The sequence below is a fragment of the Amycolatopsis stemonae genome, from assembly GCF_054781455.1.
Genome location: NZ_BAAGUJ010000026.1, coordinates 53224 through 74267, shown reverse-complemented (window position 1 = coordinate 74267; position 21044 = coordinate 53224). Strand labels below are relative to the sequence as shown.

At 71.5% G+C, this 21044-nt stretch carries 16 protein-coding genes; 4 read left to right on the top strand and 12 right to left on the bottom strand.

Annotated features, from left to right (window positions below):
• Positions 1-21 precede the first annotated feature (21 nt).
• The 5 genes from ACYVLJ_RS46190 to ACYVLJ_RS46170 form a co-directional block, all read right to left on the bottom strand.
• A complete protein-coding gene (locus tag ACYVLJ_RS46190) occupies positions 22-723 on the bottom strand; it encodes an HAD family hydrolase (protein ID WP_460443479.1) in 702 nt (233 codons plus the stop codon).
• Positions 720-1520 carry a carboxymuconolactone decarboxylase family protein gene (locus ACYVLJ_RS46185; RefSeq protein ID WP_451972079.1) on the bottom strand — a complete coding sequence of 267 codons (801 nt, stop codon included), beginning with the start codon at positions 1518-1520 and terminating at the stop codon, positions 720-722. Before ACYVLJ_RS46185 ends, ACYVLJ_RS46190 begins: the two co-directional genes overlap by 4 nt.
• Positions 1521-1555: 35 nt before the next feature.
• Positions 1556-2398, bottom strand: a complete 843-nt coding sequence (locus ACYVLJ_RS46180) for an AfsA-related hotdog domain-containing protein (protein WP_460443478.1) — start codon at positions 2396-2398, stop codon at positions 1556-1558.
• A complete protein-coding gene (locus tag ACYVLJ_RS46175; RefSeq protein WP_460443477.1) occupies positions 2395-3765 on the bottom strand; it encodes a hypothetical protein in 1371 nt (456 codons plus the stop codon). The genes ACYVLJ_RS46180 and ACYVLJ_RS46175 overlap by 4 nt, the downstream gene beginning before the upstream one ends.
• Before the next feature lie 351 nt (positions 3766-4116).
• Complete coding sequence (locus ACYVLJ_RS46170; RefSeq protein ID WP_460443476.1) at positions 4117-5595, bottom strand: cellulase family glycosylhydrolase; 1479 nt, start codon at positions 5593-5595, stop codon at positions 4117-4119.
• A 421-nt stretch (positions 5596-6016) separates the two neighbouring features.
• Here ACYVLJ_RS46170 and ACYVLJ_RS46165 point away from each other — a divergent pair, with 421 nt between their 5' ends.
• Entirely contained in the window at positions 6017-7141 is a 1125-nt protein-coding gene (locus tag ACYVLJ_RS46165) for a cellulose-binding domain-containing protein (RefSeq protein WP_460443475.1), read from the top strand.
• Here the strand turns inward: ACYVLJ_RS46165 and mgrA are convergent.
• Entirely contained in the window at positions 7138-8133 is a 996-nt protein-coding gene (gene mgrA, locus ACYVLJ_RS46160) for an aldo-keto reductase family protein (RefSeq protein ID WP_460443474.1), read from the bottom strand. The two genes, ACYVLJ_RS46165 and mgrA, sit on opposite strands and share 4 nt — an antisense overlap.
• A 26-nt stretch (positions 8134-8159) precedes the next feature.
• Positions 8160-9353: an AGE family epimerase/isomerase gene (locus tag ACYVLJ_RS46155; protein WP_460443473.1), complete on the bottom strand. Its 1194-nt coding sequence runs from the start codon at positions 9351-9353 to the stop codon at positions 8160-8162.
• Between the two features lie 156 nt (positions 9354-9509).
• On the opposite strand from ACYVLJ_RS46155, the gene ACYVLJ_RS46150 reads away from it, so the two are divergent.
• Positions 9510-10562 carry a lytic polysaccharide monooxygenase auxiliary activity family 9 protein gene (locus tag ACYVLJ_RS46150; protein WP_460443472.1) on the top strand — a complete coding sequence of 351 codons (1053 nt, stop codon included), beginning with the start codon at positions 9510-9512 and terminating at the stop codon, positions 10560-10562.
• A 31-nt stretch (positions 10563-10593) separates the two neighbouring features.
• Here ACYVLJ_RS46150 and ACYVLJ_RS46145 read toward each other — a convergent pair whose 3' ends face one another.
• Positions 10594-11601, bottom strand: a complete 1008-nt coding sequence (locus tag ACYVLJ_RS46145; RefSeq protein WP_460443471.1) for a LacI family DNA-binding transcriptional regulator — start codon at positions 11599-11601, stop codon at positions 10594-10596.
• 137 nt (positions 11602-11738) lie between these two features.
• On the opposite strand from ACYVLJ_RS46145, the gene ACYVLJ_RS46140 reads away from it, so the two are divergent.
• Both ACYVLJ_RS46140 and ACYVLJ_RS46135 read left to right on the top strand, forming a co-directional pair.
• Positions 11739-13010 carry an ABC transporter substrate-binding protein gene (locus ACYVLJ_RS46140; RefSeq protein ID WP_460443470.1) on the top strand — a complete coding sequence of 424 codons (1272 nt, stop codon included), beginning with the start codon at positions 11739-11741 and terminating at the stop codon, positions 13008-13010.
• 144 nt (positions 13011-13154) lie between these two features.
• On the top strand, positions 13155-13694 hold the full coding sequence (locus ACYVLJ_RS46135) for a GNAT family N-acetyltransferase (protein WP_460443469.1): 540 nt from the start codon (positions 13155-13157) through the stop codon (positions 13692-13694).
• Here the strand turns inward: ACYVLJ_RS46135 and ACYVLJ_RS46130 are convergent.
• The 4 genes from ACYVLJ_RS46130 to ACYVLJ_RS46115 all read right to left on the bottom strand — a co-directional run bounded on the left by ACYVLJ_RS46130 (position 13691) and on the right by ACYVLJ_RS46115 (position 20837).
• A complete protein-coding gene (locus tag ACYVLJ_RS46130) occupies positions 13691-14452 on the bottom strand; it encodes a glycoside hydrolase family 12 protein (RefSeq protein ID WP_460443468.1) in 762 nt (253 codons plus the stop codon). The genes ACYVLJ_RS46135 and ACYVLJ_RS46130 overlap by 4 nt on opposite strands.
• 82 nt (positions 14453-14534) lie before the next feature.
• Positions 14535-16334, bottom strand: coding sequence for a glycoside hydrolase family 6 protein (locus ACYVLJ_RS46125; RefSeq protein ID WP_460443467.1), 1800 nt, complete (start codon positions 16332-16334; stop codon positions 14535-14537).
• 26 nt (positions 16335-16360) lie between these two features.
• Complete coding sequence (locus ACYVLJ_RS46120; protein WP_460443466.1) at positions 16361-17881, bottom strand: cellulase family glycosylhydrolase; 1521 nt, start codon at positions 17879-17881, stop codon at positions 16361-16363.
• Between the two features lie 10 nt (positions 17882-17891).
• On the bottom strand, positions 17892-20837 hold the full coding sequence (locus tag ACYVLJ_RS46115; protein ID WP_460443465.1) for a glycoside hydrolase family 48 protein: 2946 nt from the start codon (positions 20835-20837) through the stop codon (positions 17892-17894).
• Positions 20838-21044: the final 207 nt, after the last annotated feature.

The following is a 21044-nucleotide window of genomic DNA, read 5'->3' as shown; positions in this document are numbered from 1 at the left end:
CTCCAAGGGTGCGGGAACTCCTCAACCCGGCCAGTGTGTCGAAGTCGCGAGCTCCGCGTCGACGATCTCCAGAAGTCGTGGGGTCAGTTCGGCGAGCGAGGTCGCGAAGTGGCGGACGCCGTAGCCGGCCATGAACTCCCGCTGCCGCGCGTGGGCCGGGCTGCCGGGGAAGCCGACGAACCCGGCGCCGTGCGCGCGGGCGTCCTCGGCCACCCGGCTGACGTCGTCGACGAACACGATCTCGTCGAAGCCGACGCCGAGCACGCTCCGGGCGATGTGGTCGACGCCCGGCCGGTGCTCGTTGATGCTGACGTACGGCACTTCCGGGTCGAGCAGGTCGACGTACTCCCCGAGGTACCGGTCGAAGGTGTGCTCGCGGGTCCGGCCGCCGTAGCAGACCAGCCGGACGGGCAGTTTCGAGAGCGCCTCCAGGCAGTCCCGCACGCCTTCGGCGACGCGTATCGGGTGTTCGGCCAGGTACTCCTGCCGGGCCGCCCACAGCTGCTCGAGCGTCTTCTCCGCCGGCTGGTCGAGCCCGCACAGCCGGGTGATCTTCTCGGCGACGACGACGTCGCGCAGCCCGATCACGTCCCGCTCGGCCGCTTCGTCGTAGACACCGCCGTGGTCGCGGACGTACCGGGCGATCATCGCCAGGTACGTGTCGTCGATGAGGACGCCGTCGCAGTCCAGCGCGACGGCACGCAGCTTCCGCAGGCCGGTCACCGCTGCGCGAACACTTCGCGCGCGGCGCCGATGGCGTTGAGCGCGGCCGGGAAACCGCAGTAGAACGCCAGGTGCAGGATCGTCTCGATGACGTCCTGCTCGGTGCCCCCGACGTTGAGCAGGGCGTGGATGTGCACCTTCAGCTGCGGCAGCGCGGTGCCCAGCGCGACGCACGCGGCGACCGTGACGATCTCGCGGTGCCGCAGGTCCAGGTGCGGCCGGTTGTACAGCTCGCCGAAGGTGAACTCGACGATGTAGGTGGCCAGGTCCGGCGCGATGTCCGCGAGCGCCGCGGCGACCTTCTCCCCCGCTTCGCCGTCGACGGCCTTCAACGCGGCCAGGCCGCGCTCGTAGCGGTCCTCGATGCCGGCCCACGGAAGGTCGGCGGGCGGTTCGGCCGGCGGCTCCTCGGGCGGCAGGGTTTCGAACACGGCCTTCAGCTCGCCCAGGGCGTTCAGGGTGGCGGGGAAGCCGGCGAACGAGCTGATCTGGATGACCGCCTCGACGAGCTGGCGGCGGCCGCAGCCGACGTTCAGCGCGGCCTTGGCGTGGAACTGCAGCTGCGAGCCCGCGTAGCCGAGCGCGGTGAGGGCCGCGACCGTCACCAGCTGCCGCTCGGGCAGCGGCAGGCCGGGCCGGTGGTAGACGTCGCCGTAGATGAACCCGACGCACTGCTCCCCGAACTCGGCCTCGCCGATGCTCGCGAACAGGTCCAGCACTGCGGGCCGCTCCGCGCCGCCGAGCCGCTGGATGAGCTCCAGGCCCTGGGCGAAGGACGCGTCCTGCGTTTCCGGCATCGTGATGCCCTCCCCTTTCACGTGGTGACTGCGGCTCACCCGAGGTAGGCCCGGGTGGCCTGGTCGGCTTTCCGGCGTTCCAGCGCGTCGATGCGCCGTTGCGCGATCATGGCGTACTCGATGACGGCCGTGGCGATCGTGCGGCCGTGCTGGCGCACGGCGGTCACGGCCCGGAACTTCAGGTTGGTCTCGCGGGCGAGGTCGGACTCCTCGATCAGCGACTCGACCGTGGCCGGCAGCGGGAACAGGAAGTCCTGGAAGGACAGGTCGATCCGCTGCCACACGCCCGCGTAGCCCAGCCGGCCCAGGCCGGGCCGGACCGCCGTTTCGAACTGCGCGATGCAGATCTGCCGCATCGCCTCGACGATCACGATGCCCTGCACGTGCTCGCCGGTGTGGTGGTCGAGGATCAGCTCGTTGTCGCGGTGGATCCGGAGGTCCGCCCGGCAAAGCTGGTCCGCCGGCGAGTGCACGCCGGACAGCAGGACGTTGCGGGGCCGGTCCTTGTGGACGATCCCGGCCCGCGCGCGCGGCTGCCGGAAGGTGTCCCGGTCGGCCAGGCGCACCGGAGCGCGGCCCTTTTCGGTGGCGGCCTCGATGAGGTCGCAGTCGGTCTCGTCGACGCCCTGCCCGGCGTGCACGACCCACTCGACCGGCTCGCCGCACGGTTCGTCCGCGCCGGCCGCTTCGATGAGCGCCAGCAGGCCCGTCATCGTCAGCACCCGGTCGCCGCGGGCGAACCGGCCGAACCGGTCGGCGACCACGACGACGTCGCGGTGGGTGCGGCCGACCCCGGCCGCCGGGTCCCGTTCACCGGGACACGCTGGATCGTCCGGTACCACGTTCTCCCACTGGGTTCTGGTCGGTTCGGGCGTCACAGCCCCGCCGAGGCGCGGACGTCCGGGAGTGCTTCGGCGAGGTAGCGGGCGGTCGCCGCCTTGCGCCAGCGCGGGCCGGCCAGCTCGGTGGCCAGCACGCCGAGCATGGCGTGCACCATGTCCGGCTGCTTGGCCACGTCGGTGGCCAGCAGCGGCTCGACCTGCGCGGCGGCGCCTTCGAGATCGTCGAGCAGCAGGTGGGCGCGGCCGGTGTCGATCCGGATCATCGGTTCCATGGCCTCCCAGCGGCTTTCCAGGGACAGCTTTTCGTAAGCCTCGCGCGCGGTCGTGAACTCGCGCAGCGCGGCGGACGCCTGCCCGACGGACAGCAGCGAAGTACCGGCCATGTAGTGCCGGCGGTCCTTCGTGATGTTGAAGAACCGGTCCTCGCCGCCCGCGCCGAGCTCCGGGTCCTCGATGGCGGTCCACCGCGCGATCGCGTCCAGCACCTGCTGTTCCGCCCGCACCGACGACCACCCGCGGGCCTCGGCGAGGATCAGCGGCGCGTCCGTGATCCGGCCGCCCACGTGGTAGTTGAGCCCGTCCGCCGCGAGCTTCGCGGACTCGACGCCGTTGCCCGCCCAGAACGCGACGCGGGCCTGGGCCGTGCGCACCCAGCGGCGCGCGAGGTAGTCGTCCGCGTATTGGGAGTAGAGCCAGGCGGCGGAGTTGTACCGGCGGGAGAGCCCGTACCGCCCGAGGTCGCCCGAGATCCAGGCCATCATCGCGGTGCACTTCGCCCCGATGAGCAGCAGGTCCTGGGTCTGCTTCGGCCGCTGGCGGCCCTTCAGCAGCGCCGAGGTCCGCTCTTCGACGACCGCGAGCTGGCTGAGGACCGCGTCCGGCGCCGTGCGCGTGTAGCCGTTGCCGAGGAAGTCCAGATCGGACCACAGGTCGTCGAGCTGGACGTCGTCGACGTTGGTCTTGGTGAACAGGATCGCGTCGTCGAGGGCACTGGCGCCGACGTCGGTCTCCGGCGCTTCTTCGACGCGGCGGCCGGCGCGCGCGGGCCGGGCGGCGGCCGGCGCGGGTTCCGGCGGGCACGGCGCCGCGGTGTCGGCGTGGTACTCGGCCAGGTCCTTGGCCGGCAGCTGCTCGAGGTCACGCAGCCCGAGCAGCGACTTCCAGCTGGTGCCGTACACCTCGGCGAGCACGCGCAGGGCGGCGACGGTGGGCCGGACGCCCCGCTCCGGCCACTGCTCGTACTCCCAGATCCGGGTGCCGCGCATGCCCGCGCGGGGGTCGCCGGTGACGGCGTTGTAGCGGTGCGCCGCGACGTCGAGGGAAAGCTCCGACGCCAGGCGCCACGCGGTGCGGGGCGGGATCCGGCATTCGACGATCAGGTTCTCCGCGACCCGCGCCGGCATCGCCCCTTCGGGAAACCCCAAGGCGGCCAGGCGGTCGCGCAGCTGTGCACGATACGGCTTACTGCCCGGTTTGGCCTGTCGACTCATCGTTCATCCAACGACTTCCGGAGTACGGGTGCACGAAGCAGACAGTACCGCAGCGTGACAGCGTGGGCCCAGGATGTGACGAACGCGCGGGGAAAGAAGCCGGAGTGAGGGGTGCCGGCCGACCTGGGGGTCATCGGCCGGCACCTCGGGTCCGGACGCCGCTGGGGCGGTCCGGCGGGGACAGTATGCACGTGCAGGGCCTGGAACGCAGCCCCCCGGACCGGTCAGGTCACCGGACAGGGTGACCCGGACCCCTCGCCCGGGTCACCCGGCCGCGAGGAACCGCGCGCGGACGCCCGCCCCGAACGCCGTCGGCGTGCCGTCGTAGGCCGAGATCAGCGCCGGGCCGGTCGAGCAGTTCCAGGTGTTCCAGGTCCAGCCGAGGTAGGACGCCTGGTGCCGGTCGAGCCAGTCCATCAGCCCGGTGACGTAGCCGCTCGCGCAGTCGTTCTCGCCGATCTCCCCGGCCACGAGCGGGACGGCCGCGGCTACCGGTGCCAGCCGGCTGTCCCAGCACGACGACGAGCTGCACGCGTTGAAGTTGTACGAGTGCCACGAGGCGACGAGGTTGCCCGCCGGGTCGTTCGGTTCGTACTGCAGCCAGCCGGTGAGGTCGTTGGCGTAGGCGAGCCCGCCCAGCATGAGCACGTTCGTCGCGCCGGTCGCGCGCACCGCGTTCACCAGCGCCTGCATGCCCGCCACCGGGTAGCCGATGCCGGAGCAGGCGGAGCCGCCGTCGCGCCAGCACGTCCACGCCTGGGCCGGGCCGGGCACCGCGCGGTCGGGGTAGGGCTCGTTGAACAGGTCCAGGATCGTGGCGTCGTCGCCCTTGAACGTCGTCGCGACCGACGTCCACAGGTCCACCGAGTGCTCGGCGTCGGTCATCGGCTTCTGGCAGGTGGCGTCGACGTCACCGCACGCCGACGAGTTTCCCGTGTAGGCACCGTGGGTCCAGTGCAGGTCGAGGATCGCGACGAGCCCGTTCCGGTGCAGCAGGTCCACATAGGACTTGAGCGCCGCGCGGTAGGTCTCGCCGGCGTAGCGCGGGTCCACGTCGGACAGGCCGAGCCAGCAGTCCTCGTTGAACGGCACGCGCACGGCGTCGGCGTGCCAGCTCTTGATCGCGGCCACCGACGCGGCGTCCATCGGACCGTCGAAGAGGCCGTTTCCCTGCACGCACGCGAATTCGGCGCCGGAGCGGTTCACGCCGCGCAGCGTCACCGGGTTGCCCGCGGCATCGGCCAGCCGGTTGCCGGAGACGTGCAGGGCGGGCGCGCCCGAGGGCGGCGGGGCCGACGTCGTGGTGGTCGGCGTGGTCGGCGGCGGGGTGCCGCCGCAGGGCGCGCCGTTCACGCTGAAGGACGCCGGCGCCGCGTTGGTCCCGCTGTAGCCGAAGTTCGCGCCGGCGGTGACCGACGCGTTCGGGGCGATGGTGCCGTTCCAGGTCGCCGGGGTGACCGTGACGGTCCGGCCGGACTGCGCCCAGGTGCCGTTCCAGCCCTGCTGGAGCCGCTGGTTCCCGGTGTAGGCGTAGTCGATCCGCCAGCCCGACAGCGGGGCCGTCCCGAGGTTCTTCAAGGTCAGGTCGGCGGTGAAGCCGCTTCCCCAGTCGTTCACCGTGTAGCCGACTTCGCAGGCGGTCGCCGCCGCCGCGGGCGACGGCGTGCCCAGGGTGAACGCCGTCGTCGCGCCGACGACGGCGAGCGCGCCGAGGGCGCCGAGCAGTGCTGGTCCGGAACGCATCGATCACTCCCTTGGTACCGAACGGAATCGTGAGAGCGCTCCCAGCAGCGCTGGACAGTACCGCGCACCCCGATCCGTGTAAACCCCGCGGCGATCTTGCCCCGGTTTCCGGATTCCACTCCAACGGCGGCATTCTCCGGCTCGGGCCGGTAGCGCAGTGCGACCACGGGATCTCCGGAACGCCAACGACTTCGGCCGTTCAGGAACGTTCAGTGCCCGCCGGGCGGCGCGGCGCAGCGGAAAACGGACCACCGGATCGAGCCGCGTCCGGGTCGCGCTTTACAAGGACGACACGCCGGCGCTACCTTTCCCGGCGGCTGGAAGCGCTCCCATGCCAGGTCGCCTCACCAGAACGCGGCCAACCACCCAGGGGCGTCGCGGTGCCTGCCGCGGCGCCCCTGTCCGCGCCCCGGGAGGCCCGATGACCAGGTTCGCCGCCGCCCTCGCGGCGCTCTGCCTCCTCACCGCCGCGGGCACCACGGCGGTCGTCGTCGCCGCGCCGGCCACCGCCACCCCCGCGTGCGCGGTCGGCTACCGCGTCAACCAGTGGCAGACCGGGTTCACCGCCGAGATCACCGTGACCAACGGCGCCACGGCGCTCTCGTCCTGGTCGCTCACCTGGCACTACGCGGGCAACCAGGCCGTCACGTCGGCGTGGAACGCGACGGTCCGCCAGAGCGGGACCGCGGTCACCGCCGAAAGCCTGCCCTACAACGCTTCGCTGCCTGCCGGCGGCACCGTCTCCTTCGGCCTGCAGGCCACCTACAGCGGCACGAACGCCGAGCCCGCGGACTTCGCCCTCAACGGCGTCGCCTGCGGGGACCCGACCACCACTCCCCCGCCGACGACGACCACACCGCCACCCGCGGCCTGCCCGGGCACGACGTTCTGCGATGACTTCGAACAGCAGACCGGCGGCGCGCCGAGCGGCCGCTGGGCCGTCGGCGCGGCGAACTGCCAGGGCACCGGCACGGTCACCGTCGACTCCGCGGTCGCGCACTCGGGCACCCGTTCGGTCAAGGTCACCGGCCAGGGCGGCTACTGCGACCACGCCTTCTTCGGCACGAGCCTGCCCGGCGCCGGCGTGCTGTACGGCCGGTTCTGGGTCCGGCACAGCACGCCGCTGCCCGCCGGGCACGTCACCTTCATGGCGCTGCGCGACACCGCGGACGGCGGCCGGGACCTGCGGGCCGGCGGCCAGAACCGGGCCCTGCAGTGGAACCGGGAGTCCGACGACGCGACGCTCCCCGCGCAGAGCCCGGCCGGCGTCGCGCAGAGCGTCCCGCTGCCGACCGGCACCTGGTCGTGCTTCGAGTTCGAGATCGACGGCGCCGGCGGGCAGCTGCGGACGTGGCTCGACGGCACCGAAGTACCCGGGCTCGTCGTCGACGGCGTGCCCACGGCCGACGTCGACCAGCAGTGGCTCGCCCGGGCGTGGCACCCTGCCGTGACCGACCTGCGGCTCGGCTGGGAGAGCTACGGCACCGACGCCGACACGCTCTGGTTCGACGACGTCGCGCTGGGCACCACGCGCCTCGGCTGCTAGCCCGCGACGATCCGCTCGATCTCGGCCAGCTCGTCGCCGGAGAACTCGAGGTTCTTCGTCGCCGCGACGGTGTTCTCGAGCTGCACGACGCTGCTGGCCCCGATCAGCGCCGAGGTGACCCGCCCGCGGCGCAGCACCCACGCGATCGCCAGCTGTGCCAGCGACTGCCCGCGCCGCTTGGCGACGTCGTTCAGCGCGCGGATCGTCGTCAGCTTCTCCTCGGTGATCCGGTCGCTCGTCAGGAACGGGCTCGCCCCGGCCGCGCGGGAGCCGGCGGGGATGCCGTCGAGGTAGCGGTCGGTCAGCAGGCCCTGGCTCAGCGGCGAGTACGCGATCGAGCCGACGCCGTGCTCGTCGAGGGTGTCCAGCAGGCCGTCTTCGACCCAGCGGTTCAGGATCGAGTACGACGGCTGGTGGATCAGCAGGGGCGTCCCGAGCTCCTTCAGCGCGGCGAACGCGGCTTCCGTCTGCTCCGGCGAGTAGTTCGAAATGCCCGCGTAGAGCGCCTTCCCGGACCGGACCGCGGTGTCGAGGGCCCCCATGGTCTCCTCGATCGGCGTCTCGGGGTCCGGGCGGTGGGAGTAGAAGACGTCGAAGTGGTCCAGGCCGGTGCGGGCGAGGCTCTGGTCCAGGCTGGCCAGGAGGTTCTTGCGCGAGCCCCACTCGCCGTACGGGCCGTCCCACATCAGGTAGCCCGCTTTGGACGACACGAGGATCTGGTCGCGGTACGGGCGGAAGTCGGCGGCGTAGTGCCGGCCGAAGTTCGCCTCGGCCGCGCCAGGCGGCGGGCCGTAGTTGTTGGCCAGGTCGAAGTGCGTCACGCCGAGGTCGAACGCCCGGCGCAGCACCGCGCGCTGGACGTCGAGGGGCTTGTCGTCCCCGAAGTTGTGCCACAGGCCGAGCGACACGGCGGGCAGCTTCAGCCCGCTGCGCCCGGCCCGCCGGTACGGCATGCCCGAGTACCGGTCTCCGGCCGCGACGAAAGGCGACATGGTTCTCCTTAGGGTCCGCCGCGAGTCTAGCCGCGGGTGATCAAGGCCCCGGCGAACGACGCGGCCGGCACCAACGCGGGCAGCAGCGTCGCCTGGTAGGCGTGGTAGATGTCCGGCTTGCCCGCCCAGACCGTGCCGGCCGGCCGGTTCTCCGGGTCCAGCTCGTGGTGCCACGACCCGCGTTCGCGGTCGACGAAACAGGCCTCGGCGTGGTCGCACCAGGCACGGAACCGGTCGAGGTAGGCGGCCTCGCCGGTCTCCTGGTGCAGGGTCCACGCGGCGGCGATCGCCTCCGCGACGACCCAGTGCAGGCGGGTGCGCACGACCGGCGTCCCGGCGAAGTCGGTGGTGTAGACGAAGCCCGGGTTGCCGTCGACGGCCCAGCCGTCCCGGGTCGCGGTCGCGAACAACGCGGCCGCGTCGGGCACCAGCCACTCCGGCGCGTCGTCGCCGAGGGCCCGCTTGAGGTGGACGGCCAGCCGGGCCCATTCGAAGAGGTGGCCGATGGTCGCCCCGAACGGCCGGAACGGGTGGGCGGGCTCGTCGCGGTTGTGCTCCAGGAGCACGTGCCAGCCCGCGTCGTAGTGCTCCGGGAGCAGCCAGCCGTGGGCACGGGCGTCCCCGTGCACCAGGTGTTCCACAATGGACAGTGCGCGGCGGGCCCACACCCGGTCGCCCGTGACGTCGGCGGCGGCCAGGAACGCCTCGACCGTGTGCATGTTGGCGTTGGCGCCGCGGTAGTCCTCCAGCTCGGTCCAGCCGCGGTCCCAGACGTCGGCGACCCGGCCGGCGCCCGGCTCCCAGAACCGGCGTTCGACGACGTCGAGGGCCTCGGCCAGCAGCGGTTCCGCGCCCTCGGCGCCGGCCGCGACCGCGCTCGAAGCGGCCAGGACCACGAAGGCGTGCTCGTAGGCGCGCTTCTCTGACAACGTTGTCGTCGCGTACCAGCCGCCGTGGTCCGGATCGCGGAGCGGCCCCTTGAGCGCCGCGACGCCGTGGGCGACCTGCTCGCCGGCGTTCGCGCCCTGCAGCTGCGCGAGCGCGAAGACGTGCGTCATCCGGCAGGTGATCCAGGTTTCGACGGGCCGGTCGAGGACCGGCTGCCCGGTGTCGTCGAGCCAGGCGAACCCGCCATCGGGGTGCGCCGCGCGGGCGGCGAAACCGAGCAGGCGCGCGGGTTCGGCGCGCACCCAAGCCGGGACGGAAGACGGGATGTCCACTCTGTGCCTTTCTCGGTGACCGACGACTTCCGCCAACGTAGGGCAAGCCGCCTTCCACGCCCACCGCGGGCTGTTCCGGAAGTGCGCGCCACCGCGTATCCTGACCTTGAGAGCGCTCCCAGTCTTCGAAGCACGCTACCCGACGAAGGGACTGACGTGACCAGGAGACGAAGTACGATCCTCGCCGCCGTCACCGTTCTGCTGGCGAGTCTGACGGCCGTCCTGCTGAACACCGGCACCGCCGAGGCGCACGGCGCCATGATGAAACCGGGCAGCCGGACCTTCCTGTGCTGGCAGGACGGGCTCAGCTCGACCGGCCAGATCATCCCGCAGAACCCGGCCTGCGCGGCGGCCGTGGCCACCAGCGGCGCCAACGCGCTGTACAACTGGTTCGCCGTGCTGCGCTCGGACGGCGCCGGCCGCACGCGCGGCTTCATCCCGGACGGCAAGCTGTGTTCGGGCGGCAACCCGGGCTACGCCGGCTTCGACCAGGTCGGCGACTGGCCGCTGACGCACCTGACCGCCGGGGCCGCGTTCGACTTCTCCTACAACGCCTGGGCCGCGCACCCGGGCTGGTTCTACACCTACGTCACGAAGGACGGCTGGAACCCGAACGCGCCGCTCACCTGGGACGAGCTGGAGGACCAGCCGTTCCTGACGGTGGACCACCCGCCGGTGACCGGCCAGGTCGGCACGGTCGACGGGCAGTACAAGTGGACCGGCGCGCTGCCGTCGAACAAGTCCGGGCGGCACATCATCTACTCGGTGTGGAAGCGCTCGGACAGCACCGAGACGTTCTACGGCTGCTCCGACGTGACGTTCGACGGCGGGCACGGCGAGGTCACCGGTGTGAAGGACCCGGGCACCCCGCCGACCACACCCACCTCTCCCCCGCCGTCAGGCGGCTCGTGCATGGCCATGTACGAGGTGACCAACGCCTGGAGCGGCGGCTACCAGGCCACGGTGACGGTGATGAACCACGGCACCACGGCGTACAACGGCTGGCAGGTGGGCTGGACGCTGCCGAGCGGGCAGAGTATCGGCAGCGTCTGGAACGGGACGCTGAGCCAGTCCGGCTCGGTGGTGACGGTCCGCAACGCCGACTGGAACGGCCGCGTCGCCCCCGACGGCTCGACGACGTTCGGCTTGGTGGTGACCGCCGCGGGGACGAACCCGGCCCAGCCGTCGCCGACCTGCCAGGGCACCTGAGGGTCGCGTGTGGACGGTGGCACCGGTGCCGTCAGCGGACGGGACCGGTGCTGCCCCGGGTGACCAGCCGCGGCCGGGACGCGCAGACGTCGCCGGCGTCTTCCCCGGTGAGGAGGTCCCGAAGCAGGGACGCGGCGAGCGAGCCGAGTTCGGCCAGCGGGCGCCGGACCGTGGTGAGCGCGGGGCGGACGAGGCAGCAGAGCGGGGTGTCGTCCCAGCAGACGACCGACAGGTCGCGGGGCACGGCCAGCCCGAGCTCCCGCGCGGCGGCCAGCGCGGCGACGGCCAGGGCGTCGGTGTCGCAGAGGAGGGCCGTGGGCCGCGGCCGGCTCGAAAGGACACGGCGGACCGCGTCGGCGGAGGGTTCGGTGAGGACTCCGGCACCGGGCGGCACGACGGCCTGCGGTCCGGAAGCGGTCGTCGTGCGGAGGTTCCGCGTCCCGCCGAGCCCCGTCCGCCACGCCACCGCGTCCACCGCCGCTTCCCGCGCGACGGGATCCGCGAACGCCGCCGCGCCCGGGACCCGGGCCACGCGCCGGTGCCCCAGCGCGGCCAGGTACTCCAGCGCCTCCGCGGCCCCCGCGACGTCGTCCACCCACACCGACGGCACGCCCGGCACCCCGCCGGGCCCGCCGAGCAGCACCGCCGGCAGGCCGATCCGCACCAGCTCCGCCGCGCAGGCCGGACCGGTGAGCAGCACGCCGTCCACCTTCCGCTCGGCGCGCCAGCGGCGGTACACCGCCAGTGCCGCGTCTCGGCCGGCCGCGACCTGCAGCAGCAGCTCCGGCTCGAAGCCGTCGAGCAGGGCCGGGAAGAACACTTCGGACGGCCGGTCGAGCACCAGGCCGATCGTTCCCGTGCGGCCGCCGGAAAGCGCCCGCGCGGTGCTGCTCGGCGACCAGCCCAGCTGGCGGGCGATCTCGGTGATCCGGTGCCGGGTCGCCTCCGAGACGCCCGGGCGGCCGTTGAGCGCGTACGACACCGCGCCCTTGGAGACGCCCGCCTGCCGGGCGATGTCCGTGATCGTCGGACGCTTCACCACGCACCTCCCCGGCCCGCCGGCGTATCCGCGCGAACACCCGCTGTCGCGCACCTTGACACCCGCCGCCCGCGGAAACGAGACTCCGTCCGGGAGCGCTCCCAGTCACGAGGGAGTGAGAGTGGATCGGGGTGCGCATGAGGTTGGTCCGAAGACGGCTGGCCGTCGCCGTCACCGTCGTCCTGCTCGTGCTGACCGGCGGCTGCGGTCCGGGTACGCCCGAGCGCATCACGCTCACCCTCGCGACGTTCGGCGAGTTCGGCTACGACGACCTGATCCCCGGCTACGAGTTCACCCACCCCGGGATCGACATCCGGCAGGTGAAGACCGAGCAGGGCGGCCCCTACCACCAGGACCTGCTGGCCAAGCTGAAGACCGGTCAGGGGCTCGCCGACATCCAGGCCGTCGAGGAGGGCCATCTCGCCGACGTCCTCGCGCAGGCCGGGAAGTTCGCCGACCTGGCCGCGGTCGGCCCACAGGACGTGAAACCCGGCCGGTGGCTGGAATGGAAGTACGAGGCGGGCCGGAGCAAGGACGGCAAGCTCGTCGGCTACGGCACGGACATCGGCCCGCTCGCCATGTGCTACCGCAAGGACCTGCTCGAGGCCGCCGGCCTCCCGACCGACCCCGGCTCGGTCAAGACGATGTTCGCGACCTGGGGCAGCTACTTCGAAGCCGGCGAGAAGTACGTCAAGCGCGCCAAGGGCAAGCCGTGGTTCGACTCCGCGGCGCAGAACTTCAACGCCATGGTGAACCAGCTGCCCGTCGGCTACCTCGACCGGCAGGACCACCCGACGCTCGAGACGAACACCGCGCTGCGGGACGCCTGGAACCAGGTCACCACCGCGGTGCAGCAAGGCCAGTCGGCCGGGCTCACGGCGTTCGCCGACGACGGCAACAACGGCCTGCGCCTCGGGTCTTTCGCGACGAAGGTCTGTCCTTCGTGGATGCTCGGCGTCATCGAGCAGCAGGCCGGGATCGGCAACGCGGGCAAGTGGGCGATCACCGACGCGTTCCCCGACGGCGGCGGCAACTGGGGCGGTTCCTACCTCACGGTGCCGTCGGCGAGCGGGCACCCGAAGGAGGCCGCCGCGCTCGCCGCGTGGCTGACCGCGCCGGAGCAGCAGCTGCACGCGTTCCGGGTGAGCGGGAACTTCCCCAGCCAGGTCGACGCCTTCACCTCGCCCGACCTGCTCAGCGAGATGAACGGCTACTTCGGCGGCGCGCTGAGCGGCCAGGTGTTCGCCGCCCAGGCCCGGAAGGTCGGGAAGCCACAGTACAAGGGCCCGGGCGACGGCAAGATCCAGGAGGAGGTGATCGCGCCCGCGCTCAAGTCCGTGGAGCGCGGCGCCGACCAGGCGGCGGTGTGGCAGCAGGTGCTGATCGGCGTGCGCCGGATCGTGCCCTGAGTGGTGGCCGGTACGGGACACCTCCGGGCTCCGGGGCGGCATTTCGTCAGGGAAGGACACCCGGTGAACTCCTGTCCGTGGTCTGTAAGCAGGACGTCGTGAAACCCGCTCGCGCGCCCCTCCCCCGTGCGGCACCCTGGCCGCGTGACGACTCCCGACCTGAGCCCGCTCGCCGGCCACACCGTCCGCCACCCAGGCCCGGACGACCACCTGCCCGTCCTCGCGGTGCTCGACGCCTGGTGGGGCGGGCTCGGCGGGGAAGAAGGCACCCGCCAGCGGGCCCTGCTCCTCCCGAAGCTGATGTTCCAGCACTTCACCGGCAGCAGCTTCCTGGTCACCGGCGACGACCGGATCGTCGCGTTCCTGATCGGGTTCCTCTCGCCGTCCCGGCCGGCCGAGAGCTACATCCACTTCGTCGGCGTCGACCCCGCCGAGCGCGGCCGGGGCCTGGGCGCCGCGCTGTACGAGCGGTTCTTCGCCTACAGCCGGGCCAACGGCCGCACGAGCGTCCGGGCGATCACCTCGCCGGTCAACAAGGCGTCGCACGCGTTCCACACCCGGATGGGGTTCGTCACCGAGCCGGGGCCGAAGCAGTTCGAAGGACTGCCGGTCCAGCCCGACTACGACGGGCCGGGCCTGGACCGGCTGTCCTTCTCGAAGGATCTCAGCCGCGGGGACCGCTAGCCCGACACGCTGAACGAGCGCACGCCCAGCCCGGTCTGGCCCTGCCAGGGCTCGAACCCGAACTGGACGCTCGTCAGGTACCAGGCGTCACTGATCTTGCCGCGGGTGACGCCGTCCCGGGTGAAGTCGTTCAGGTTCACGTCGAGGCTGTCCGTGCCGGACGTGCGGACGTAGGAGATCACGTTCCAGCCGATGGTGCCGAACCAGACGTTCCACGTCGCCCCGGCGAGCTGCGCCGTGCCGATCACGCTGCCGACGGGCTGCGGGGCACCGCGGTGGTTGCCCCAGATCATCACCTCGGCGCCGGTGTTCTGCCCGGCCGGGTTGGGGTTCGGGTCGTACCAGACGTCGTAGGCCGCGTCCCACTGTCCGGCCTGGACGGTCGTGTAGTCCACATGGGACCGCAGCGAGCCCAGGGACCGGACCTGCCGGGGCAGTCCGCTGCCGCTGCTGCAGTTGCCGTAGTGGCAGCCGGCGTACACGGACGGATAGCTGCCCGGAGCGCCGTTGGTCGGCCGGTTGTGCGACGCCGTCGTCACGGTGAAGCCGGTGGTGGACACCGAAAGGCACTGGGTCGTGTCGTCGCCCCAGTTGTTGTTCTGGACGATGTACCTGCCGCCCTGGATGCGCAGCGAGCCGTACTTGTCGCACAGCTGCGTGTCCGCGGACGCCGGTGGCGCGGCGACGACGACGCCGCCGGAGAGCAGCACGGTCAGGGCTCCGAACGACGCCAGTGTGGCCCGTAGCCGGTTCTTCATGGAGGCTCCTTTGCCGAGTCGGGAGGGGTGGAATCCCGGGCCGGACGGCGGCTGCGCGGCACCGCCCGGCCCGGGAGCTTTGCTACTGCACCGGCGGGTAGGCGTTCTGGACCAGCTCTTCGAACTGGGCCTCGAACCACTTGCCGGACAGCGGCGAGTTCGGCAGGGCGCCGGTCAGGTTGCCGCCGTTGGCCTGCTGGCTGCCGTGGAAGGTCGGGTCGCACATCTGGTCGAAGCCCTTGCCCTCGTCGTTCGGGATCTGCGAGCTCGCGCCGTCGGACTCACCCGGCGGCTTGATCCAGACGTAGGCGTCGAAGTGCGCCGCGGGCGACGCCGTCGGCCGCACGCCCAGCCCGGCGCCGCTCTGGTTGCACCAGTTGCCGCGGTGCAGCCGCCGGTCGATCCGGCCCGAATTGACGTAAGCGTCCACAGTGGACCCCGACGCGCCGCTGGGCCGGGCCGAGCCGCCCCAGCCGTTGCGCGAGGTGTCGATCAGCATCCCGATGCCGCTGGGCAGGCCGGCCGCGACGAACGCGTTGTACATCGCCGTGGCGAACGGCACCTCGGCGAAGTACGGGTTCCACTGGTAGAACGTCGCCGACTTGAGCTGCTGGCCGCCGACGGTCAGGTTGGGGTCGGGCAGGTTCGGCTCGGTCAGCGGCGTGTAGTTCGCCGTGTCGCTGATGAAGCCGTCGATGCTGTTCACCCCGGCCGTGGTGCCCTGCAGCACCTGCTTCACCAGGTTGACGAACGGGCCGAAGTTGCTGTCCCAGCCCAGCCACGCCGAGTGCGCGATGTCCAGGTAGTTGTAGACGTTGGAGATCGCGTGCAGCTTGTTCAGCGCGTACTGGATGCCCTGCGTGTACGCCCCGGTGGACTGCGCTTCGGCGCACTTGGCCGTCGCGGTGTTGGTGATCAGGTTGGGCAGCGAGTCGGGCTCGACGACCGCCACGATCCGCAGCGGCGCGTACTTCGAGTCCGAGAGGATCGACGCGATCGGGTCGATGTACTCGCTCTTGTACCGGGCCAGGCCGTCCGAACCGGCCTGCAGCTCGCCGTTGGACGCCAGCGCCGCGCAGTCGCGGTTCGGCAGGTCGTAGACGACGATCTGGATCGTCACCGGCGTCCCGCCGCTCTGCTGGGCCAGCGCCGCGTCGAGGTGCCCGCGCAGGCCGCGGGCGCTCGAGGTGCCCTCGATGGCCGCGATCCGGTCGAGCCACACGGCCGTGGACGTGTTCGCCACCTTGGCCATCTGGCCGCCGAGGGTGCCGCCTTTGGCCGCGGCCGCCGCGCTCACCTCAGCCGACCAGTCCGGGTTCACGTACCCCTTCGCCCCGGAGTACGGGTTGTCCACGTGCGTCCCGGGCGGCGGCGTCGTCGTGGGCGTGGTGGGCGTGGTCGGGGTCGTGGGGGTGGTCGGGGTCGTCGGCGTGGTGGTCGGCCCACCGGTGCCGCCGGTGCAGACGACGCCGTTCAGCGTGAACGACGTCGGGACGGCGTTCGTGCCGGAATAGGAGCCGTTGAAGCCGAAGTTCGCCGTCGCGTTCGAGGCGAGCGTGCCGCCCCACGACGGGTTCTTCGCGCTCACGTGCTTGCCGGACTGGCTGAACGTCGCGCTCCAGCCCTGCTGCACTTGCTGGTTGCCGGCGAAGTCCCACTGGACGTCCCAGCTCGAGACGCTGTCGCCGAGGTTCGTCACCGCGAGGTTCGCGGTGAACCCGGTGTCCCACTGGTTGACGGTGTAGGTCACCTTGCAGCCGGTGGCGGCGGTCGCCGGGCTGCCGCCGGCCACCAAAAGACCCGAGACGACCGCGGCGGCCGTCACCGAGGAAGCCGCGGCGAGCCGCACCTTCCGCTTCGGGGACCAGAATTCACTCCTCATCGAGTGTGCTCCTTCGTGTTGTCGGGTCAGGCGGTGCAGCTGGTGGAGCCGACGGCGAAGCCGCTGGGGCTATCGGTGGACGGACCGGTGGCCTGGAAGCCGATCGAAGTCGAAGCGCCGCCGGCCAGGTCGGGCGCCCACGACGGCGCCTTGGCGCTCGCCTGCTGCCCGGACTGCGTGACGGTGGCGCCCCACCCGCCGGTGATCTGCGTCCCCGAAGGCTCGGTCCAGCCGAGCGACCAGGCCTTCAGCGGGGTGGAGCCGGTGTTCTTGAGCGTCACGGAGGCGACGAACCCGCCCTGCCACGCGTTGTCGACGTGGTAGGTGACCGCGCAGCTCACCGCGGGCGGCGGCTCGGTCGTCCCGCCGCCACCACCGGCCGGCGGGATCAGGTACGGCTGCAGGATCGCCTGCTTGGCCTGGTTGACGGTGGTCCAGTCGTCGTTGAGGATGCCGCCGGTGTCGCCGGAGTTGGGGTTCCACGACCAGTAGGTGAAGCTCATCCCGGTCGCGCCGGTGCCGGCGTACTTCAACAGCTCCTGCAGCCAGGTCCTGTCGCGCGGGTCGGCGAGCGTGGTGCCGAACTCGCCGAGCAGCACCGGCGCGATGTTCTGCTTCTGCAGGTAGCCGAAGAAGTGGTCCCACAGCGCCGGCAGGTTCGCCGGGAAGGAGGGGTCGGAGAACCACGGCTGCGCGAACACCGACGTCGCGTACTCGTGGGCCGAGTAGACGAGCTTGTCCGGTTTGGACAGTCGCACGGGGAACGTCTTCGCGCCGGAGAGGTTGCCGCCCCACCAGCCGCACTGCGGGTCGCCGGTGCCGCTGACGCAGTCGACGCCCTCGACGATGACCAGCCAGTCCGGGTTCGCGGCCAGGACGGCGTTCCCGCCGCGCTCGGCCGCCAGGCGCCAGTCGGTCGCGGTGTCCCCGCAGCCCCAGCACGCTCCCCCGCCACCCTGGATCGAGTGCGGCTCGTTGTGCAGGTCGGCCCCGATCACGGTGGTGTTGCCCTTGTAGTGCTGGGCGAGCATCGTCCAGTCCGACAGCCAGCGGCTCTCGGGGTAGGCGCTGGTGTACCAGAGCGCGGACTGCGCGCCGGAGTCCGGCCGGTGCTGGTCGAGGATCACGCGCATGCCCTTGGTCCCGGCGTAGGCGATGATCTTGTCGAGCACCTGGAGGCCGGAAAGCCCCTGCAGGTCCGGGTTCTGGACGGCGTCGATGCTGTTCGGTTTGACGCCCGGGTCGAAGAGCTGGTTGGAGTACGGCAGCCGCAGCGTGTTGTAGCCGAGGCCCGCCATCTGGTCGAGCATGTCCTTGTAGTTGCGGCTCCACAGGCCGTGCGGCGAGTAGTTGCCGGTCTCCGCGCCGAACCAGTTGACGCCGGTCATCCGGACCGGCGCGCCGGTGGCGTCGACGAGCTGGGAGCCGGACGCGTGCCAGAACCCGGTGCCGGTCCCGGTTGCTTGCGGGGCCGCGGTGGCCGGGGACGCCGTGAGAACGGCGCCCCCGACCAGTGCGGCGACCGCCAGTGCGAGCAGTCGCTTCATCGAGAACCTTTCAGCCGAACAGGGCGACGTGGGCGGCGAACGCCGTGGCGATCTCCGACTGGGCCCAGAACCGGTGGTAGGTGAACGTCGGCGCGGCGCCACCGTCCAGGTAGGACTGGACCTTCGGCCACTGCGGGTCGTTCTTGTAGAACGACCGGATCGACAGGAACGTCGAGTTCGAGTTGATCGCGTCGCCGTTCGGCATCGTGCCGGTCCAGCCGGTGGGCACGTAGAGGCCCTGATCGGTGGTGGCGTTGTAGGTGTCGTCGAACCGGTTGTAGTCCGTCCGCGTCTCCGGCACCGCGATGCCCTTGCTGTCGGTGTTGGCCGACAACGCCGTGAGCAGCTGCTCCCCGACCGTCTTGGCCTGGGCGTTGCTCGACCCCGACGCGTAGTAGAGCAGCGTCTTGGCCAGTGAAGCCGCGACCCCGACGTCCTGGCTGAAGTTCTTCACCGTGACGTGCAGGCCGGCGTTCGAGCCCGGACTGGTGGCGTTCCAGGTGTCCGGCGCGCCGCTCCAGGTCAGGTCGGACGGGATCTGGAACGAGCCGCCCGAGCCGACCGTGGTGTTCGCGATCGCCCACGGGACCCACTTGTCGAGGATCTTCTTGGCGCGGGCGTCGCCGGTCGCCTGGTAGTACTCGGCGATGCGTTCCATGCCCCAGGTCTGGAAGCCGAACCACTGGTTGCTCGGCGGGTCGTGCCAGACCGGCTGCTGGTCGTAGAACATGCCGTAGAAGGTCGGCGTGCCGGACGGCGGGGTGCCGTACTGGCCTTCCCAGCTGTTCGTCGCGCCGCCGGCGAGGCCGCCTTCGGACGACTGCAGCCACTGCAGGAACTCCATCTGGCGGCCGAGGCTGGTCGCCCAGTCCTGCGCGCCGGTCGCCGAGGTGACCTTCAGGCCCGGGTCCGTCGACAGCGCGTACGCGGCGAGGGGGTTCTGGTAGCCCTGGTGGGCCGCCCCGTCACCGATGCGCCACGCCCACGCGCTGCCCGTGTCGAGCGAGCCGCCCCAGGCGTAGTACCAGGAAATCAGGTAGTGCTCACTGTCCTTTCCGGACCCGGCGGCGCAGCTCGACGCGCCGACGCAGTTGCCGATCTTCTTGAAGTACTTGTCGAACAGCGAGTACCGGAGGTAGTCGCCCATCTTCGACGCCTTCTTGACGACGGCGGCGACGTCGGCGCCCTTGCCCTGCGCCCCGGCCCACTTCTCGGCCTGGAAGGCCACCTGCACGGCGCGGGCGTCCGCGTCGGGCGCGTCGGTGTACTTCCACTGCTTCGCGTACGACGAGTCGCCGGTGAACAGGTCGAGGTAGCCGTTCTTGCCGCCGAACTTCATGGTGTCGCAGCTGGGCTGGGTGACCGTCTCCCAGACCGACTCCTGCGAGCCGCGCTGGAAGGTGTTGATGAACGCGGGCGCGGTGTTCGTGCCGTCCTCGCAGTGGCCGAACTTGTAGATGTTGTCCACGTCGAGCAGCCAGTGCATGCCGTAGACGTCCGCCGAGCCGTAGGCCGCCTTGAGCTCGGCCGCGATCGGGTCGGCCCCGACGGACACGCCGCTCTGCAGCTGCGACGGGTACGACTTCGGGCTCGGGTACTCCGCCGCGTAGGTGGCCGGCTTGCTCGCGTTGTAGCCGCTGTTGGTGGGCTGGTCGGCGGTCGACGGGATCGCGTACGTCTCGATCGACGTCCACGCCTGGTTGAACGGCGTCCAGTCCCCGGTGACCCGGCCGTAGGACGCTTCCAGCCAGAGGTAGTAGCTGAACGCCTCCGACGTCGTCTCGTGGCCGTGGTCCGGCGCCTCGACGATGAGCGTCTCGATCGAGTGGTAGGGCACCAGGATGGACCCGAACTTGCGGAAGTAGCCGTTGTTCGGGTCCTTGATCTTGTTGTACTGGGTCAGGAACGCGAGCTGGTAGTCCGATGTGGACGACGAGATCTCGTTGACCGTCACCGTGGCCGCGGTGTAGCCGCTGCTGCTCGCGGTGAAGGTGGCGCTGCCGAGGTCGCCGCCGTTGTCGGCGCTCTTCACGGTGACGTTCTGCGGCGTGCTCCAGTTCGCCGGGGTGAAGGTGAGGCTCGTCGGGCTCGCGGTCAGGTCGGTGCTGCCCGCCGTCCTCGCCACGCCGACGGTGACCGAACTCGAGGGCGCGCCGGCCAGGCTGACGGCGAACGTCGTCGTCCCGCCCTGCTTGACCTGCGCGGTCGCCGGGGACGCGACGATCGTCGGTCCGGAAAGGACCTTCACGCTGGCCGGGCTCGACGTCGTCGAGGCGTTCTTGTTGTCGTACGCCTTGGCCGTGATCGAGTACGTCCCGGCCGGGACGTTGGCCCAGCTGCCCTCGAACGGCGCGGTGGTGTCCGTGGCCAGCAGCGTGTCGCCGGCGTAGAACTCGACCTTGCTCACCGTGCCGTCGGCGTCGGCGGCCGTCGCGGCGAGCGGGATGGTGGCCGGGGCGTAGTAGGTGCCGCTCGACGTCGGTGCGGTCAGGCTGACGGTCGGGGCCTTGTTGGCGCCGGTGCAGGCGGTGCCGTTGACGGAGAAGTCGGCAGGCGGGCGGTTGGCGGCGCCCTTGGAGCCGTTGAAGCCGAAGCTCGTGCTGGCGCCGGTGTCGAGGTGGCCGTTGTAGGACATGTTCGTCGCGGTGACCGCGGCGCCGGACTGGGCGAAGGTGGCGCTCCAGCCCTGCTGGACCTTCTGGCCGTCGAGGAAGGTCCAGCCGACCTTCCAGCTGTCGAACGGCGCGCCGTCGTTGCGCAGCGAGACGTTGGCGGTGAACCCGGTGTCCCAGTCGTTGGTGGTGTAGGTGACGGAGCAGGCGATGTCGGCGCCGAGCGCCGGCGGCGGGGCGACCAGCGCGGCGGCGGCCGCGACCACGGCCGTGCCCAGTGCCAGGGCGCGGCCGCGTAACCAGCGCGTTCGGCGCGCACGGCGCCATCGGGGAGAGGAACGCATGGCTGCGGAACTCCTTTGTCCGTAGGGAGCCAGCGATCTGGGAGCGCTTCCAGGCGCAGACGGTAGCCAGCCGGAAACGTGGCTGTAAAGAATCGAGTCAGAAGGACACCGCGCCCGCGGACGTCACCCCTACACTTCCGGCCCCGCCCAGCTCACTGAACGCTCCTGAACAGCCCCCGCCATTCGTCTGCCCACCACCCGAACGGC

Bases quoted from the DNA above. Each gene is read 5' to 3' on its own strand.
- ACYVLJ_RS46130 (WP_460443468.1), bottom strand. From the start codon at position 14,452: ATGAAGAACCGGCTACGGGCCACACTGGCGTCGTTCGGAGCCCTGACC.
- ACYVLJ_RS46120 (WP_460443466.1), bottom strand. From the start codon at position 17,881: ATGAAGCGACTGCTCGCACTGGCGGTCGCCGCACTGGTCGGGGGCGCC.
- mgrA (WP_460443474.1), bottom strand. From the start codon at position 8,133: ATGTCGCCTTTCGTCGCGGCCGGAGACCGGTACTCGGGCATGCCGTAC.
- ACYVLJ_RS46185 (WP_451972079.1), bottom strand. From the start codon at position 1,520: ATGCCGGAAACGCAGGACGCGTCCTTCGCCCAGGGCCTGGAGCTCATC.
- ACYVLJ_RS46175 (WP_460443477.1), bottom strand. From the start codon at position 3,765: ATGCCGGCGCGGGTCGCGGAGAACCTGATCGTCGAATGCCGGATCCCG.
- ACYVLJ_RS46115 (WP_460443465.1), bottom strand. From the start codon at position 20,837: ATGCGTTCCTCTCCCCGATGGCGCCGTGCGCGCCGAACGCGCTGGTTA.
- ACYVLJ_RS46140 (WP_460443470.1), top strand. From the start codon at position 11,739: ATGAGGTTGGTCCGAAGACGGCTGGCCGTCGCCGTCACCGTCGTCCTG.
- ACYVLJ_RS46170 (WP_460443476.1), bottom strand. From the start codon at position 5,595: ATGCGTTCCGGACCAGCACTGCTCGGCGCCCTCGGCGCGCTCGCCGTC.
- ACYVLJ_RS46125 (WP_460443467.1), bottom strand. From the start codon at position 16,334: ATGAGGAGTGAATTCTGGTCCCCGAAGCGGAAGGTGCGGCTCGCCGCG.
- ACYVLJ_RS46165 (WP_460443475.1), top strand. From the start codon at position 6,017: ATGACCAGGTTCGCCGCCGCCCTCGCGGCGCTCTGCCTCCTCACCGCC.